The sequence below is a fragment of the Shimia sp. R11_0 genome, from assembly GCF_017744035.1.
Classification (GTDB): domain Bacteria; phylum Pseudomonadota; class Alphaproteobacteria; order Rhodobacterales; family Rhodobacteraceae; genus Shimia; species Shimia marina.
Map to the genome: position 1 here is coordinate 144,135 of NZ_JAGHQY010000007.1, position 13,984 is coordinate 158,118.

21 protein-coding genes are annotated in these 13,984 nt (G+C 58.3%); 17 read left to right on the forward strand and 4 right to left on the reverse strand.

Annotated elements, in window-relative coordinates:
• Positions 1–26: 26 nt before the first annotated feature.
• A complete protein-coding gene (locus J7382_RS15205; RefSeq protein WP_209069874.1) occupies positions 27–911 on the reverse strand; it encodes a LysR family transcriptional regulator in 885 nt (294 codons plus the stop codon).
• Between the two features lie 125 nt (positions 912–1,036).
• Between J7382_RS15205 and J7382_RS15210 the strand changes: the two genes are divergently transcribed.
• Positions 1,037–1,582 (forward strand): NAD(P)H-dependent oxidoreductase, encoded by a 546-nt coding sequence (locus tag J7382_RS15210; RefSeq protein ID WP_209069875.1) that lies wholly within the window; start codon positions 1,037–1,039, stop codon positions 1,580–1,582.
• A 90-nt stretch (positions 1,583–1,672) separates the two neighbouring features.
• Here J7382_RS15210 and J7382_RS15215 read toward each other — a convergent pair whose 3' ends face one another.
• Positions 1,673–2,215, reverse strand: a complete 543-nt coding sequence (locus J7382_RS15215) for a prolyl-tRNA synthetase associated domain-containing protein (protein WP_209069876.1) — start codon at positions 2,213–2,215, stop codon at positions 1,673–1,675.
• 265 nt (positions 2,216–2,480) lie between these two features.
• Between J7382_RS15215 and ffh the strand changes: the two genes are divergently transcribed.
• From ffh to J7382_RS15270, 11 genes are all read left to right on the forward strand, one after another.
• A complete protein-coding gene (gene ffh, locus J7382_RS15220) occupies positions 2,481–4,016 on the forward strand; it encodes a signal recognition particle protein (RefSeq protein ID WP_209069877.1) in 1,536 nt (511 codons plus the stop codon).
• A gap of 16 nt (positions 4,017–4,032) precedes the next feature.
• Positions 4,033–4,377, forward strand: coding sequence for a hypothetical protein (locus J7382_RS15225; protein WP_209069878.1), 345 nt, complete (start codon positions 4,033–4,035; stop codon positions 4,375–4,377).
• A 16-nt stretch (positions 4,378–4,393) separates the two neighbouring features.
• A complete protein-coding gene (locus J7382_RS15230) occupies positions 4,394–4,534 on the forward strand; it encodes a hypothetical protein (RefSeq protein WP_209069879.1) in 141 nt (46 codons plus the stop codon).
• The gene (locus tag J7382_RS15235) at positions 4,534–5,079 is read left to right on the forward strand and encodes a GNAT family N-acetyltransferase (protein WP_209069880.1); all 546 of its coding nucleotides are present in this window, start codon (positions 4,534–4,536) and stop codon (positions 5,077–5,079) included. Before J7382_RS15230 ends, J7382_RS15235 begins: the two co-directional genes overlap by 1 nt.
• Positions 5,079–5,684, forward strand: a complete 606-nt coding sequence (locus tag J7382_RS15240) for a GNAT family N-acetyltransferase (RefSeq protein WP_209069881.1) — start codon at positions 5,079–5,081, stop codon at positions 5,682–5,684. The genes J7382_RS15235 and J7382_RS15240 overlap by 1 nt, the downstream gene beginning before the upstream one ends.
• Positions 5,641–5,973 carry a chorismate mutase gene (locus tag J7382_RS15245; RefSeq protein ID WP_209069882.1) on the forward strand — a complete coding sequence of 111 codons (333 nt, stop codon included), beginning with the start codon at positions 5,641–5,643 and terminating at the stop codon, positions 5,971–5,973. The genes J7382_RS15240 and J7382_RS15245 overlap by 44 nt, the downstream gene beginning before the upstream one ends.
• A gap of 116 nt (positions 5,974–6,089) precedes the next feature.
• Positions 6,090–6,446 (forward strand): 30S ribosomal protein S16, encoded by a 357-nt coding sequence (gene rpsP / locus J7382_RS15250; protein ID WP_209069883.1) that lies wholly within the window; start codon positions 6,090–6,092, stop codon positions 6,444–6,446.
• Between the two features lie 17 nt (positions 6,447–6,463).
• Positions 6,464–7,093 carry a 5,6-dimethylbenzimidazole synthase gene (bluB, locus tag J7382_RS15255; protein ID WP_209069884.1) on the forward strand — a complete coding sequence of 210 codons (630 nt, stop codon included), beginning with the start codon at positions 6,464–6,466 and terminating at the stop codon, positions 7,091–7,093.
• A 66-nt stretch (positions 7,094–7,159) separates the two neighbouring features.
• Positions 7,160–7,678: a ribosome maturation factor RimM gene (gene rimM, locus J7382_RS15260; RefSeq protein WP_209069885.1), complete on the forward strand. Its 519-nt coding sequence runs from the start codon at positions 7,160–7,162 to the stop codon at positions 7,676–7,678.
• Positions 7,678–8,484: a tRNA (guanosine(37)-N1)-methyltransferase TrmD gene (trmD, locus tag J7382_RS15265; protein WP_209069886.1), complete on the forward strand. Its 807-nt coding sequence runs from the start codon at positions 7,678–7,680 to the stop codon at positions 8,482–8,484. The genes rimM and trmD overlap by 1 nt, the downstream gene beginning before the upstream one ends.
• Before the next feature lie 97 nt (positions 8,485–8,581).
• A complete protein-coding gene (locus tag J7382_RS15270) occupies positions 8,582–8,917 on the forward strand; it encodes a YegP family protein (RefSeq protein WP_209069887.1) in 336 nt (111 codons plus the stop codon).
• Between the two features lie 66 nt (positions 8,918–8,983).
• On the opposite strand, the gene J7382_RS15275 is transcribed toward J7382_RS15270, so the two are convergent.
• Together J7382_RS15275 and J7382_RS15280 are read right to left on the reverse strand one after the other, a co-directional pair.
• On the reverse strand, positions 8,984–10,087 hold the full coding sequence (locus J7382_RS15275; RefSeq protein WP_209069888.1) for an SEL1-like repeat protein: 1,104 nt from the start codon (positions 10,085–10,087) through the stop codon (positions 8,984–8,986).
• A gap of 139 nt (positions 10,088–10,226) precedes the next feature.
• On the reverse strand, positions 10,227–11,042 hold the full coding sequence (locus tag J7382_RS15280) for a GH25 family lysozyme (protein WP_209069889.1): 816 nt from the start codon (positions 11,040–11,042) through the stop codon (positions 10,227–10,229).
• Positions 11,043–11,411: 369 nt separating this feature from the next.
• Here J7382_RS15280 and rplS point away from each other — a divergent pair, with 369 nt between their 5' ends.
• From rplS to queE, 5 genes are all read left to right on the forward strand, one after another.
• Positions 11,412–11,786 (forward strand): 50S ribosomal protein L19, encoded by a 375-nt coding sequence (rplS, locus tag J7382_RS15285; RefSeq protein WP_209064113.1) that lies wholly within the window; start codon positions 11,412–11,414, stop codon positions 11,784–11,786.
• Between the two features lie 11 nt (positions 11,787–11,797).
• Positions 11,798–12,019, forward strand: a complete 222-nt coding sequence (gene rpmE, locus J7382_RS15290; protein ID WP_058239645.1) for a 50S ribosomal protein L31 — start codon at positions 11,798–11,800, stop codon at positions 12,017–12,019.
• A 177-nt stretch (positions 12,020–12,196) separates the two neighbouring features.
• Positions 12,197–12,901: a 7-cyano-7-deazaguanine synthase QueC gene (gene queC, locus J7382_RS15295; RefSeq protein WP_209069890.1), complete on the forward strand. Its 705-nt coding sequence runs from the start codon at positions 12,197–12,199 to the stop codon at positions 12,899–12,901.
• Positions 12,901–13,254, forward strand: a complete 354-nt coding sequence (queD, locus tag J7382_RS15300; protein WP_209069891.1) for a 6-carboxytetrahydropterin synthase QueD — start codon at positions 12,901–12,903, stop codon at positions 13,252–13,254. Before queC ends, queD begins: the two co-directional genes overlap by 1 nt.
• Positions 13,251–13,958: a 7-carboxy-7-deazaguanine synthase QueE gene (gene queE / locus J7382_RS15305; protein ID WP_209069892.1), complete on the forward strand. Its 708-nt coding sequence runs from the start codon at positions 13,251–13,253 to the stop codon at positions 13,956–13,958. Before queD ends, queE begins: the two co-directional genes overlap by 4 nt.
• Positions 13,959–13,984 lie beyond the last annotated feature (26 nt).

Sequence of the window (13,984 nt, forward strand, 5' to 3'; positions counted from 1 at the left end):
CTTGCGCATCTCTCGTGCAACGGGTCTCATCCGTTGACCACCCATTCCTTCGCACGCCCTTTCAAAAAATTCAGAAATGTCTGAACTTTGGTGGTTCGGTGCAGATCCACATGCGTGATGAGGCGCACATTGATATCCCACTCTGGATTACTCGGCATCACTTCAAGCAGATCACCGGAATTCTGAGCGGCCCAAACCGGCAAAAAACCAAGCCCTGCCCCACGACGCACGGCGGCCTCAATTGCCCGATCAGATGTTGACCGGAACACAACTCTGTCACGCGGCACACGCGCCTTTAGCCAGCGATAAAAAGGCGCGCGACTGTCTGGATTGTCATGGCCGACAAATCGGTGATTGACCAAATCCACCTCATCTTTGGGCGCGCCATGACGCGCAACATAGGCACTTGCCCCATACATCGCAGCAGGCAGCTGCGCCAATGGCTGCACCACATTGTCCGGCTGCACCTGCCCGTCCCCCGCACGAATAGCCACATGCGCTTCTCCATACTCCAGCCGAAACACACGATCCCCGGTTAAAAATCGCACCAAAAGATCAGGATGCTCCTCCTGAAAATCAGCCAATATAGGCGAAATCAACGGGGCCAATCCCCCAAGAGAGGTCACGACCAATTCACCCGCCACATCGGCTCCACGGCCTTTGATGCGCCCCTCCAGCTGACCAAACTGATCATCGGTGGCCTGCGCCACCCGCATCAAGTCTTCCCCAGCCTCGGTGGCGGTATAGCCACGCGCATGACGCTGAAACAGCTTTACTCCAAGCTGCGCCTCCAAAGCATCGATGTGTCTGATCACAGTGGCATGATGGACGCCAAGCGCCTCAGCTGCGCCACTCACCGTCCCCAATCGCGCCACCTGAAAGGCGGTGCGCACTTCATCCCAGTTTTTCATCAGGACACCTCTGTGCAAATATCAACAATCCATGCGCATTAGCTGCTATTGTGTGTGAAATTGCAATACCCCATCATTTTGTCAGACGGCACAGACGCTCACAGATAAATCGAAGGTATATCACCATGACACACACAGTCCTGCACATCGACTCTTCCGCCCGTATTTCAGATTCCCTCTCGCGCGCAGCATCCGCCAAATTGGTGTCTGAACAAAATGCCGACACCGTTTTGCGCCGTGACCTGGCAACCACCACACTCCCCTTTCTGGACGAAACCTTCACACAAGCCACGTTTACGCCGCCTGAGGCGCGCACAGATGTGCAAAACGCCGCTCTTGCCCTCTCAGATACGCTCGTCGCAGAACTGCAAGCGGCGGACACTCTCGTAATCGGTGTCGCCATGTACAACTTCGCCATCCCGGCCGCACTGAAGGCCTGGGTTGATCAGATTGCCCGCGCGGGCGTCACTTTCGCATATACCGAAGAGGGCCCCAAAGGCCTGTTGAGCAATAAGAAAGCGCTGATCACCATCGCCTCAGGCGGCACGCCCATTGGGTCCGAATTTGACTTCGCCAGCAGCTACCTGCGCTTTGTTCTAGGCTTCATTGGCATCACTGATGTGACAATCTTTGACCAAGATGGGCAGGAAATCGCCCCCAAAGCAGCGTAAAACAACGCACAGCCGCCGGGTGCAGACATGCGCCCGGCCATTGCGACCCAAGACCAGTCACATCGCCAACGAGCCTTTAACCACGCGACTTCAGTCGCGCCCCATCTCCAAAAACTCAGGCGTCACGTCAATTTTCTCCAGAAACGCCCATAGCGCGCTGATCTCCATCGCCACGGTGCGGTCATTCACCAAAGGGTGCATATAGATCACATCCGCATCTTTCACGGCATCGTCCATAAAGAACCGCACACCTTTCTCTGCGCCGTTAATCATCGCCAAAGGCGTCACCGCGCCGGGCCGCACGCCAAGGTTTTCCAGCAACCGATCTGCGGAGCCAAACGACAGATTGCCCACGCCCAGCTGCGCCCCCAGCGCCTTCAGATCAATCTCGCGGTCCTGCTCTAGCGTCACCAGATAATTTCGCTTCTTCTTATCCCGCAGATAAAGGTTTTTGATGCGGAAGGCCGCCTCACCCGGCACCTCCATCCCCGCCTCAACGGATTTGGCATCCTCCACCGTGCGCAACGGCACATGGTCATGCAGCACATAAGACAGCCCCCAGGCTTCCAACTGCGCCAAAAGCGCATCCGAGCTGACCGGCAATGTATCCTGAAACTGAGATGATGCGTCCATGAATGCCTCCCCTATGTAGATCGCTCCTCCATGCCGCAACGGCGCACAGGGCGAAACCCCAAAACTGCCTGCTATACTTGACTCTGCGACTCCACGGGCGTAAACGCAGCTTCAATTCCGGGAGTCCGTCATACTTCCGGTCCCTTGGCCTATGTGCCGGGATCGCCCCCCGTCAGCGAGTTTCGCCCACGGGGGACATTGGCGTTTGGGCGGTTCGCACATATGTTCGGGCCAGATAGGAAACGGTGAAAAGGAGCCGGTAGCGATGTTTGAAAATCTAAGCGAACGCCTCTCTGGTGTCTTTGATCGTCTTACCAAACAGGGTGCGCTGTCTGAGGATGATGTCAAAACCGCGCTGCGCGAAGTGCGTGTGGCCCTGCTTGAGGCCGATGTTTCGCTGCCTGTGGCGCGCGACTTTGTCAAAGCGGTGCAGGAAAAAGCCACCGGTCAGGCCGTCACCAAATCCGTGACCCCGGGCCAGCAGGTTGTGAAAATCGTTCATGACGAGCTGAAAGCGGTTTTGGCTGGCAATGACGATGCTGAACCTGGCACGCTGAAAATTGATAACCCGCCTGCCCCGATCCTGATGGTCGGCCTGCAGGGCTCTGGTAAGACCACCACCACAGGTAAGCTTGCCAAACGCCTGACCGAGAAAGACGGCAAGCGCGTGCTGATGGCCTCGCTCGACATCTACCGCCCCGCCGCGATGCAGCAGTTGGCTGTCCTTGGCACCCAGATCGGCGTTGATACCCTGCCCATCGTGGCAGGCGAATCCGCCGTTCAAATCGCCAAACGCGCCAAGCAGCAGGCCACCTTGGGTGGCTATGACGTCTACATGCTCGACACGGCCGGTCGTCTGCAGATTGACGAGACCCTGATGCAAGAGGTCGAAGACGTCCGCGATGCGGTCAACCCGCGCGAAACACTCTTGGTAGTCGACGGGCTGACCGGTCAGGTGGCCGTGGAAGTGGCCGAAGAATTTGATGGCAAGATCGGCATCTCCGGTGTGGTCCTGACCCGTATGGACGGCGACGGCCGTGGCGGTGCGGCACTTTCCATGCGCGCAGTCACTGGCAAGCCAATCAAATACGTCGGTCTCGGCGAAAAGATGGAAGCGCTGGAAACCTTCGAAGCCGACCGGATCGCTGGCCGTATTCTGGGCATGGGCGACATCGTAGCCCTTGTTGAAAAAGCGCAGGAAACCATCGAGGCCGAACAGGCTGAACGCATGATGAAGCGCTTCCAGAAGGGCCGCTTCAACATGAACGACATGAAGATGCAGCTCGAACAGATGCAAAAGATGGGCGGCATGGAAGGCATGATGGGCATGCTGCCGGGCATGGGCAAAATGGCCAAACAGGTACAGGATGCCGGTTTTGATGACCGCATGATCGTGCGCCAGATCGCCATGATCCAATCCATGACCAAAATGGAGCGCGCCAATCCACAACTTCTGCAAGCTTCCCGCAAAAAGCGGATTGCTAAAGGCTCCGGGATGGAAGTGTCTGATCTCAACAAACTGCTCAAGATGCAGCGTCAGATGTCTGACATGATGAAAAAGATGGGAAAAATGGGCAAAGGCGGCATGCTCAAGCAAGCCATGAAAGGCATGATGGGCGGCAAAGGCGCGCCTGACATGGCTGGCATGGACCCGTCCCAAATGGACCCCAAAGCGCTCGAAGCCGCAGCCAAAGCCATGGGTGGCAAAGGCGGTCTGCCTGGTGGTCTCGGTGGACTTGGCGGTCTGGGTGGCGGCATGGGGCTGCCGCCTGGCCTGTCCGGTCTGGGCAAGAAGAAATAAGCAGAGGTCTATGATCATGAAATATCTCCCCCTTGTTCTGTTGTGCTCTCTCGCTGCCTGCGGTGACGTGATCACCGTTGATCTGGACACAGCACCAGATGGCCCCGTGCGCGGTGATTATCGCACCGTGCTTGACGGCATTCCCACCACTGTGACCGCGCGCGCCCATGACGCCGAGGTGAATTTCACAGAAACCGGTGGCTCCATCGGCTATAGCAAGCTCTTTGCTCTGGCGGATACGGAACTGCGCCGCAAAACTGGCTGTCGCGAAGTCCGCATCCTGAACAATGAAACACAGAAGCTGCAGTCCGGTGTCTCCAGCAGCTTCATTTTTGAACTCGACGAGTGCCCCCCGGTTTAAGCTGACGTAAATCCACATGACCCTTGCGCCCACCATATCCACACCGCGCCTGACGCTGCGCCATCACGAGTTCGATGATTTCGAGCCGATGGCCGCGCCGGTCGCGACGATGTGGGCGCAATTGGCCGCTGTTGCGAACGCAGGAGCCCGCCTCTAATGCGTTACGAAGTTCCCCAACTGGAAACAGAGCGTCTCATCCTACGCGGTCACCGCGAAAGTGACATTGCCGCAGAAAAAGCGTTCTTTGCGACGGATGCCTCCCAATTTGTCGGCGGCCCAATACCGCCGCACCGCGCGTGGCGCACCGTTGCCATGATGATGGGCCATTGGGCGCTGCGCGGCTTTGGCTTCTGGGCTTTGGAAGACAAGGCGACTGGTGCTTATGTCGGCAGGGCTGGCCTCTGGTTCCCTGACGGCTGGCTGGAACAGGAAATCGGCTGGACCCTCATGAATGATGCCACAGGCAAAGGCTATGCCACCGAGGCCGCCCTCGCAGCCCGCACCCATGCCTATGACGTCCTTGGCTGGGAAACCGCGATCTCTCAGATCGACCCGAAAAACGACGCCTCCAAAGCTGTCGCCGCACGCCTTGGCGCGCGCTTTGAAAAACACTTTGAAGATCCCGAATATGGGCAGATCGAAATCTGGCGCCACCCTGCACCAGCCGATCTTGTGAACGGCGGTATGGAGGCCTATGCCTGATGCCACAGAAGACCATTCCCATTCTCGAAACCAAACGCCTGATCCTGCGTGGGCCGGAGCCTGAAGATTATCCGAACTTCAAGGCCACCTTCGCCTCTTACCGCTCCCGCTTCATGGGCGGGCCGCTCAATGCCTATGAGACATGGATGCTCTATGCGGCTGAAATTGGCCACTGGAACATTCGCGGCTATGGCATGTGGATGATCCACGACAAAGACACCGACGAAACACTCGGCATGGCGGGTGGCTGGTTCCCGGCCAAATGGCCAGAGCGCGAAATCGCATGGATCATCTGGCCTGACAAAGCCGGACACGGCTACGCCCTTGAAGCGACCCATGCGGTGCGCCGCTATTTCTACAATGACCTAGGCTGGGACGGCGCCGTGTCTTACATCGACCCCAAAAATCTGGACAGCATCCGGCTGGCAGAACGTTTGGGCGCCACCAAGGACAAATCCGCCCCATCGGTGGATGGGCACGACGTGGTCTACCGCCATCCTTCGCCCGAAGCTCTGGCTTCCTCTCAGATTGGCGACGCCATCGAAATGGAAATCAGCCACTATGCCGATCCGATGTTCAAACCGAAAGGCTACGCTCTTGACTGACGCCGTATCCCGCGCCGCAGATGTGCTCAAAGAGCACCGCGAAAGCATCGACCGCCTCGATGCGATCCTCGTCTACACTCTGGGTGAGCGCTTCAAACACACGCAGGCTGTCGGGAAACTGAAAGCCACCCACGACCTTCCCCCGTCCGATCCCGATCGCGAAGCGAAACAGATCGCACGTCTAGAAGATCTTGCAAAACGGGCCGATCTGGACCCCGAATTTGCCAAGAATTTCCTGAATTTCATCATTGCTGAGGTCATTCAGCACCACAAGAAACATCAGGAATAGCAAACCGTTGAACAGACAGAACTCTGTTCTTCGACACCAACCCGCACCGTGCTGGTGCACACACTCTGCACCACCGAAACACACCGGTGCACACGCCATTACTAGGAGATAACACCATGGCTATGAAAATTCGTCTCGCCCGCGGCGGTTCCAAAAAGCGTCCTTTCTATCGCGTTGTTGCAGCGGACAGCCGCATGCCACGTGACGGCCGCTTCATCGAGAAGCTCGGCACCTACAACCCACTGCTGCCAAAAGACAGCGAAGAGCGCGTAAAGCTGAACATGGAGCGCGTTCAGTACTGGCTGGACCAAGGCGCACAGCCTTCTGACCGTGTGTCCCGCTTCCTGGAAGCCGCTGGTGTTGTTGCCAAGAAAGAGCGCAACAACCCGAAAAAAGCTGAGCCAGGCCAAAAAGCCAAGGAGCGCGCAGAAGAAAAAGCTGCCAAGGCCGCTGAAGCAGCAGCTGAAGAGTAAGACGGACCGGCCCCGGGATGACCAAGTTCTCTTCCGAATTCCGGGACGATCTGCACCGGCTCATGCGGTGGCGGCGCGATGTGCGCCGTTTCCGCACCGATCCAGTGGACGAGGCACTCCTTCAGGCGTGCCTCGACACGTTTCTGCTCGCTCCTTCCGTGGGCCTGTCAGAACCTTGGCGTGTAGTGCGCGTCGACAGCGACCACGCCCGCACCGCCGCTCTCAAAAATTACGAAGCAGCCAACGCACAGGCGCTCAAGGGCTACGACAGCGACCGGGCCAAACTTTATGCCAATCTCAAGCTTTCCGGCATGAAAGAGTCCCCTGTCCAATTGGCCATCTACTGCGACGAAGCCACCGTCAAAGGCCGCGGCCTCGGGGCTGGCACCATGCCTGAAATGCGCCGATACTCCGTGGTGGGGGCCATCACCCAGTTCTGGCTCACCGCACGCAGCTTTGGCCTTGGCGTGGGCTGGGTCTCCATTTTGGATCCAGAACAGCTCAATCGCGATCTGGATGTGCCCGAGGACTGGGCACTGGTGGCCTATCTCTGCGTCGGCTGGCCAGAAGAGCTTTCAGAGACCCCCGAACTGGCCAAAGCTGGCTGGGAAGACCGCGACAGCGCGCTGTCCATCCTGAGGCGCTAAGCCCCTCCCTTGCGTCCCCGCACGCAATCGGAGAAAACAGGCCCCAAGCAAAACAAAGGCCGCCCCATGAGCGATACTCCCTCTGATCTGATCTGTGTTGGTGCCATCGGTGGTGCCTATGGTGTGCGAGGCGAAGTTCGCCTCAAGAGCTTCACCGCAGACGCCCATGCCCTCGAAGATTATGCGCCCCTGCTCACCGAAGATGGGGCCTTTGAATTCACGGTGACCATCACCCGTGGCATCAAAAACGGACTCGCAGCGCGCCTGTCAGGCATTGCCACCAAAGAACAGGCCGATGCCCTCAAAGGCGTCAAACTCTTCGTGCCACGCGATCGCCTGCCTGAAACAGAGGATGATGAGTATTACTACACCGATCTTGTCGGACTGGAGGTGCGTGACACCGGCGGCACGGTATTAGGCAAAGTAAAAACCGTGGTCAATCACGGCTCCACGGACATTCTTGAAGTGCTGGTGCCCGGCAGCTCCGAAACCGTCTTACTGCCGTTCACGCTGGCTGCTGTGCCGACGGTCGACATCGCCTCCGGTCGCATCATTGCCGACCCGCCGGAAGGGCTGTTTGATTGATGACCAACGAGACCAAGAAACCAAAATCCCATGGTCGCCTGTCGATTTCAGCCAGCCTGAAACCACGCGAGCTGATCACCCACAACCCGAGACTGGCCAAGGTCTGGTCCGCGCGTATCATCACGCTCTTTCCCGATGCCTTCCCCGGCGTTCTGGGCGAAAGCCTGACCGGTAAGGCCCTCAAAGACGGCAAATGGCAGATCGAAACCACCAATCTGCGCGATTTTGGCCTGACCAAACACCGCAACGTGGATGACACCCCCGCTGGCGGTGGCGCAGGCATGGTGCTGCGGCCTGATGTACTAGGCCCTGCCATTGAACACACCATGCGCGGCGCGCGCGGCAACTGGCCGCTGGTCTACCTGTCCCCGCGTGGCCGTCGCTTTGATCAAAGCATGGCACGCGCCTGGTCACAGGCCGATGGCATCACCATGCTCTGCGGCCGCTTTGAGGGCGTGGATCAGCGCGTTCTGGATCACTACAATATTCAGGAGGTCAGCCTCGGTGATTTTGTCCTCACCGGAGGGGAAATTGCCGCACAGGCCATGATAGACGCCACCGTGCGCCTGCTACCGTCGGTGCTGGGCAATGCAGACAGCATTGAGGAGGAAAGCCACTCAAACGGCCTGCTGGAACACCCGCAATATACCAAGCCAGCTGAGTGGCAGGGGCGCACCATTCCCGACGTGCTGATGTCAGGTCACCACGCCAAAATCGAACAATGGCGCCGCCAGATGTCAGAAGACATCACCCAAGAACGCCGCCCGGATATGTGGGATGCCTTTCAGAAGCAAAAAGACAGCTGAATCCCCGCGTATAGCTCAGGCGCAACCAAATCCTTGCGCCTCAGCCACTCTCTATGCTCTTGTCCCTGCATATGAATTTTGAACAGGGACCACGATCATGGCGGCAAAATTTGAACTCTACACTGATAAAACCGGTGAATATCGCTTCCGCTTGAAAGCGGGCAACGGCGAGAACATCCTCGCATCTGAAGGTTACAAACAGAAAGCCAGCTGCGAAAACGGCATTGAATCCGTCAGAAAAAACGCGTCCGAAGATGCCCGCTATGAGCGTAAAGAAACGGCGGCTGGGAAATATATGTTCAATCTCAAAGCCACCAATGGGCAGGTGATTGGCACCTCTCAAAGCTACACCAGCGCTTCTGGTCGCGACAATGGGATTGAATCCGTCAAGAAAAACGCACCAGAGGCTGCGGTTGACGATCAAACCGCGTGATCCCTTAAACCGCGACGCAGGCCCGGCACCCCACGAGCCGAGCCTGCGTACCACTGCAGAAGAATGTCAGGGCATTTTCTGCAACCGGTCGATCCCTGACAGCTCCCCCACAATCACTTTGATGACTTTTGACCGCATCGGCCCGAGACGACAGTCTTTTTGAATGCCCGTATCTGCGCAGAACTGCACCACCGCATTCAATGTGCGCGTGTTGAAAATGCCCGTGGTGCGCCCCACGGCGTACCCTCTGGCGCGCATCTCTTCCTGCAGCACATGCACATAGGCGTTTTTGTCGAGGCGCGAGACCACAAACAGCGCGCGTTCAAAATCGGGATTTGGCGTTCCGGCAACAATCTCTGTCGCTGACGCGCGGAAGGCGCGGTGGCTTTGTGTAGCATATGCCAGATAAAGCGCCTGCTCGGCACGCACCCTTGTGCGAATGCTCGGATGCGCCACCATTTCAGCACGCAAAGCAAGTGCTTCTGCTCCGCGCTCCTCCTGCAGCAGTTTGAGAAGCGCCTCCGCCGCTTTACCACCTGCCTTGGCCTGATCCTGTCGGGCCACATCCACCAACTGCGCCTGCAGCTTCGCAGCATTCAGATCAAACTCCGCGCCTTGACGCATGGCAGCCAATGCAATTTGCATCGAAGGAACATGGCCCGCCTGCGCAAACCGCGTCAGTTCTTTGCGACCAAACGCGACATCCGACTGCGCTCCAAACCGTTTCTGATAGTGATAGGCCGCGCGCAGAGCCTGCGCCCGCTCAATGCCGAGATCAGAGGCAATATCAAGCTGCGCCAGAGACGCCAGCGCTTGCTCTTGAGACATCAACAGCTTTGCATAGGAGGTGCGCGCCCCATCGCGCCCGCCCTCTATAGCTGCCTGATACCAAAGCGCCGCCGCCTCTGGATCCACCTCTGTGCCAATGCCTTTGAGATGGTAGTAGGCCAGTTTGGCCTGTGCCCGCGCGTCCCCCTCCTGAGCCAGCGCATGCATCGCCCCAAACGCAGCAGAGGCATCCGGCGCCCCATGCGTCCCAATCCGTAAAGCTTCCGCAGCAGCATAACGCTGCTTTGGTGTTGCCTCCTGCGCGGCAGACGCCGAGGCTTCCGTGAGTGATAGCGTCACAATCGCGCAGACCGTGAGTGCCAAAAATGCTTTGCGTGCCATGATGGCCTCCTGTGTTTGGGGTGTTCACAAGATGCCAAAGTGCGGCCGTCTTCACCGAAGGCGAAACGTATACCGCACTACTCTTTGGGTTAGGCCCACACTCTTTTTAACAGGTGCGATTTTACAATCCGCCCTGAGACTAACGCTCCTGCCAGCGGATCCAGCCTTCCGGCGCGCCACGAAACACGTTCAGATCCACCGGCCCCTCAATGCCAGGAACGCGCCCCGTTCCGCTGTATTGCCAGAACACCCAATAGGCACCCGGATAGGTTTTCTGCGGATGGGCCGCCACCGATCTCAACCAGAACTCCGTATCATGCAGCGTGCCAATGCCCGTGTCCTGAAAGAAATCCACCGTGGTGTAGATCACCGGCCGCCGCCCATAATGCGCCTCCAGCAGATCAAGGAATTTGCGCGCTTCCCGGCGCACATCCCGCCCGTGCGGCCGCAACCGACAGGTCTTGGATTTCGGCGTCCACTCCATATCCAGTACATGCGGCAAGGACGCGCCACGTGGGACATTGCGGATAAACCACCGCGCCTGTTCTTCCGCAGAACGGCAGAAATAGTAGTAGTGATACGCCCCCCACGGCACCCCGGCAGATTCTGCGCCCCGCCGATGCGTCGCAAACATCGGATCGGCCACATCGCCACCTTCCGTGGCCTTCAGAAAAGCAAAACTCACCCCCGCGCGCTGCGCCTTCCGCCAATCGATGTCCGTCTGCCACCGAGACACATCAATCCCATGCACCGGATAGGTCTGCGGCGCGCGCCTTTCCCACTCCACAGGATGATCATCCCCAAAGTCGGGGTAGGTCACAACTTGCGCCGCCAAAGCTGCAATCCGAGCGCCTTCTTGCGCCTCTATCTGCTCTGGCACTGTTGGTTCAGGTGCGCGACGCCCACACCCCAGCAAACTCACCACAATCACCATCGCAAAGATCATCAAACGCATGTCATACCTACACTCACATCACACCAATTGCGGCCACTAAACCGCGCAGTGGTAATCAAACGCAAGGGCAACTCCCCCCCCAAAGCACCTGTCGCGCAGACAACCGCCACTCCGTTCTTGCATCAAGGGCCTGATTGCCCTATGCACCGCCTGTCCGCGGTTTTTTATGAGTCGTTCGGGCGTGCTGTGCATTGCATAGGCCTTTGCTTTCTTCGGCTCTGGCAGCAAGCCCAGCACATAGAAGACAAGAAAAGACGACCTGACCCTCTGGCGGGCGCTCACATGTGGCGGACCCGGAAGAAGACCAAGAGTTCTGAGGTGCATCAAACCTTTGTGGATATAACCACAAGCAACATAGGAGATGATCCAATGGATCTGATCGCACAGCTCGAAGCGGAGCAGATTGCTGCGCTGGGGAAAGAGATCCCCGATTTCAAAGCCGGTGACACCATCCGCGTCGGCTTCAAAGTGACCGAAGGCTCGCGCACCCGTGTGCAGAACTACGAAGGCGTCTGCATCAGCCGCAAAAACGGCTCCGGCATCGCTGGCTCGTTCACCGTTCGCAAGATTTCCTTTGGCGAAGGCGTGGAACGTGTGTTCCCACTGTACTCCACCAACATCGACAGCATCACCGTTGTGCGTCGTGGTCGTGTGCGTCGCGCCAAACTGTACTATCTGCGCGCACGTCGTGGTAAATCCGCACGTATCGCAGAAGACACCAACTACAAGCCCAAAAAAGCGTAAGGAGTGGTCTCATGAAAAAAGATACCCATCCCGATTACCACTTCATCGACGTGAAAATGACCGACGGCACCATCATCAAGATGCGTTCCACCTGGGGCAAAGAAGGCGACACCATGGCGCTGGACGTAGACCCATCCGTGCACCCCGCATGGAACGGTGGCTCCACCCGCCTTATGGATGCCGGTGGCCGCGTGTCCAAATTCAAAAAGAAATACGAAGGTCTGGGCTTCTGAGCCTCACCACCTTTGTAGAAGAGACGCCGCCTCCCTCGGGGCGGCGTTTTTTATTGGGCGGATCTCCTCTCCCACAGAGCTGTGAAGATCGCGCCCTTGCCTTTGCCCGCACGCCGCTCTAAAAGCCGCGCGCACCGGTCGCAGCCTACCCGGTACATCAAAACAAGGGTTACAAAAATGAAAACTACTGTTGTCTGCTCCGGCGGACTGGACTCCGTGTCTTTGGCCCACATTGTGGCTGCCGAAGGCAATCTCTCCCGACTGGTCTCCTTTGATTACGGCCAACGCCACCGCAAGGAGCTCGACTCCGCTGCGGCCTGTGCAGACCGCCTTGGCGTGCCCCATCACATCATCGACCTGCGCGCGGTTGGCGCCACCCTCACCGGCTCCGCCCTTACCGAAGCGGATGTGGATGTGCCCGATGGGCATTATGCTGAGGAAACCATGCGCATCACTGTGGTGCCCAACCGCAACGCCATCATGCTGACCATCGCATATGGCATCGCCGCAGCCAGTGGCGACAGTCGCGTCGCCACCGCTGTGCATGGCGGGGATCACTTCATCTATCCCGATTGCCGCCCCGGCTTCACCGAGGCCTTTGACGCCATGCAACAGGCCGCACTGGCGGGCTATGCCGACGTGCGCCTGCACACCCCGTTTGTGCACCGCAGCAAAGCCGACATCGTCACCGATGGGGCCGCCGCCAACACGCCTTTCGCGCTGACATGGTCCTGCTACAAAGGCGGCGCACAGCACTGTGGCCGCTGCGGCACCTGCGTGGAGCGACGCGAGGCCTTTGACCTTGCCGGTGTCAGCGATCCCACCCCCTATGAGGATCCGGATTTCTGGCGCACCGCCGTGGCCGAGCGGGAGGCAAGCTGATGTTTCGCATCTCCAAAGAGTTTCACTTCTCCGCCTCCCATCAACTGGCCCATCTGCCCGACGATCACCAATGCGCGCGCCTGCATGGGCATAACTATATCGTGGTGGTCGAACTGGCCGCCGCCGAGCTGAACGCCGACGGCTTTGTGCGGGATTATCACGAGCTCAAACCGCTCAAATCCTACATCGACGATCACTTCGATCATCGCCACCTCAACGATCTGCTCAACGTGCCTTCCACGGCAGAAAACCTCGCCAAGCACTTCTATGACTGGTGCAAATCCCGCTGGGCCGAGGTTAGCATGGTGAAAGTCTCAGAAACCCCCAAAACATGGGCCGAGTATCGCCCATGACCCTGCGTGTAGCTGAGATTTTTGGCCCCACCATTCAAGGTGAGGGCGTGCTCATTGGTGCGCCCACAGTCTTCGTGCGCACCGGCGGCTGTGACTATCGCTGCTCATGGTGTGACAGCCTGCACGCGGTCGACAGCGCCTATCGCCATGACTGGAAACCAATGAGCACCGAGGCGGTCATGGAGGACATCAAACGCCTTTCCGGCAATCGCCCGCTCACCGTGTCTTTGTCCGGCGGCAACCCCGCCATTTACGACTTTGAACCGCTGATCGCACTGGGCAAATCAGAGGGCTACACTTTCGCATGCGAAACACAGGGATCCATCGCCAAGCGGTGGTTTGCTGATCTGGACACGCTGGTCCTCAGCCCAAAGCCGCCCTCAAGCGGCGAAGAGGTGGACTGGTCTGCCTTTGAGCGTTGCCTAGAGCTTGCTGGAACAGACCCGGAAAGCGTCATGAAGATCGTGATCTTTGATGATGCCGATTTTGCGTGGGCACAGGCCGCCCATGACCGCTTTCCCGATCTGCCTCTCTATCTGCAGCCGGGCAATCTGATGGTGGATCCTGACAAACCTGTCGATCTCACCGAAACCACCTCCCGGCTGGAATGGCTGATCGACAAAGTGGTAGCGGCAGGCTGGTTCGCCCCGCGCGTGCTGCCACAGCTGCACGTCATGGTCTGGGGCAACAAACGCGGCGTCTAAAAACACCCCTCGGGCCCCTGGTCCAT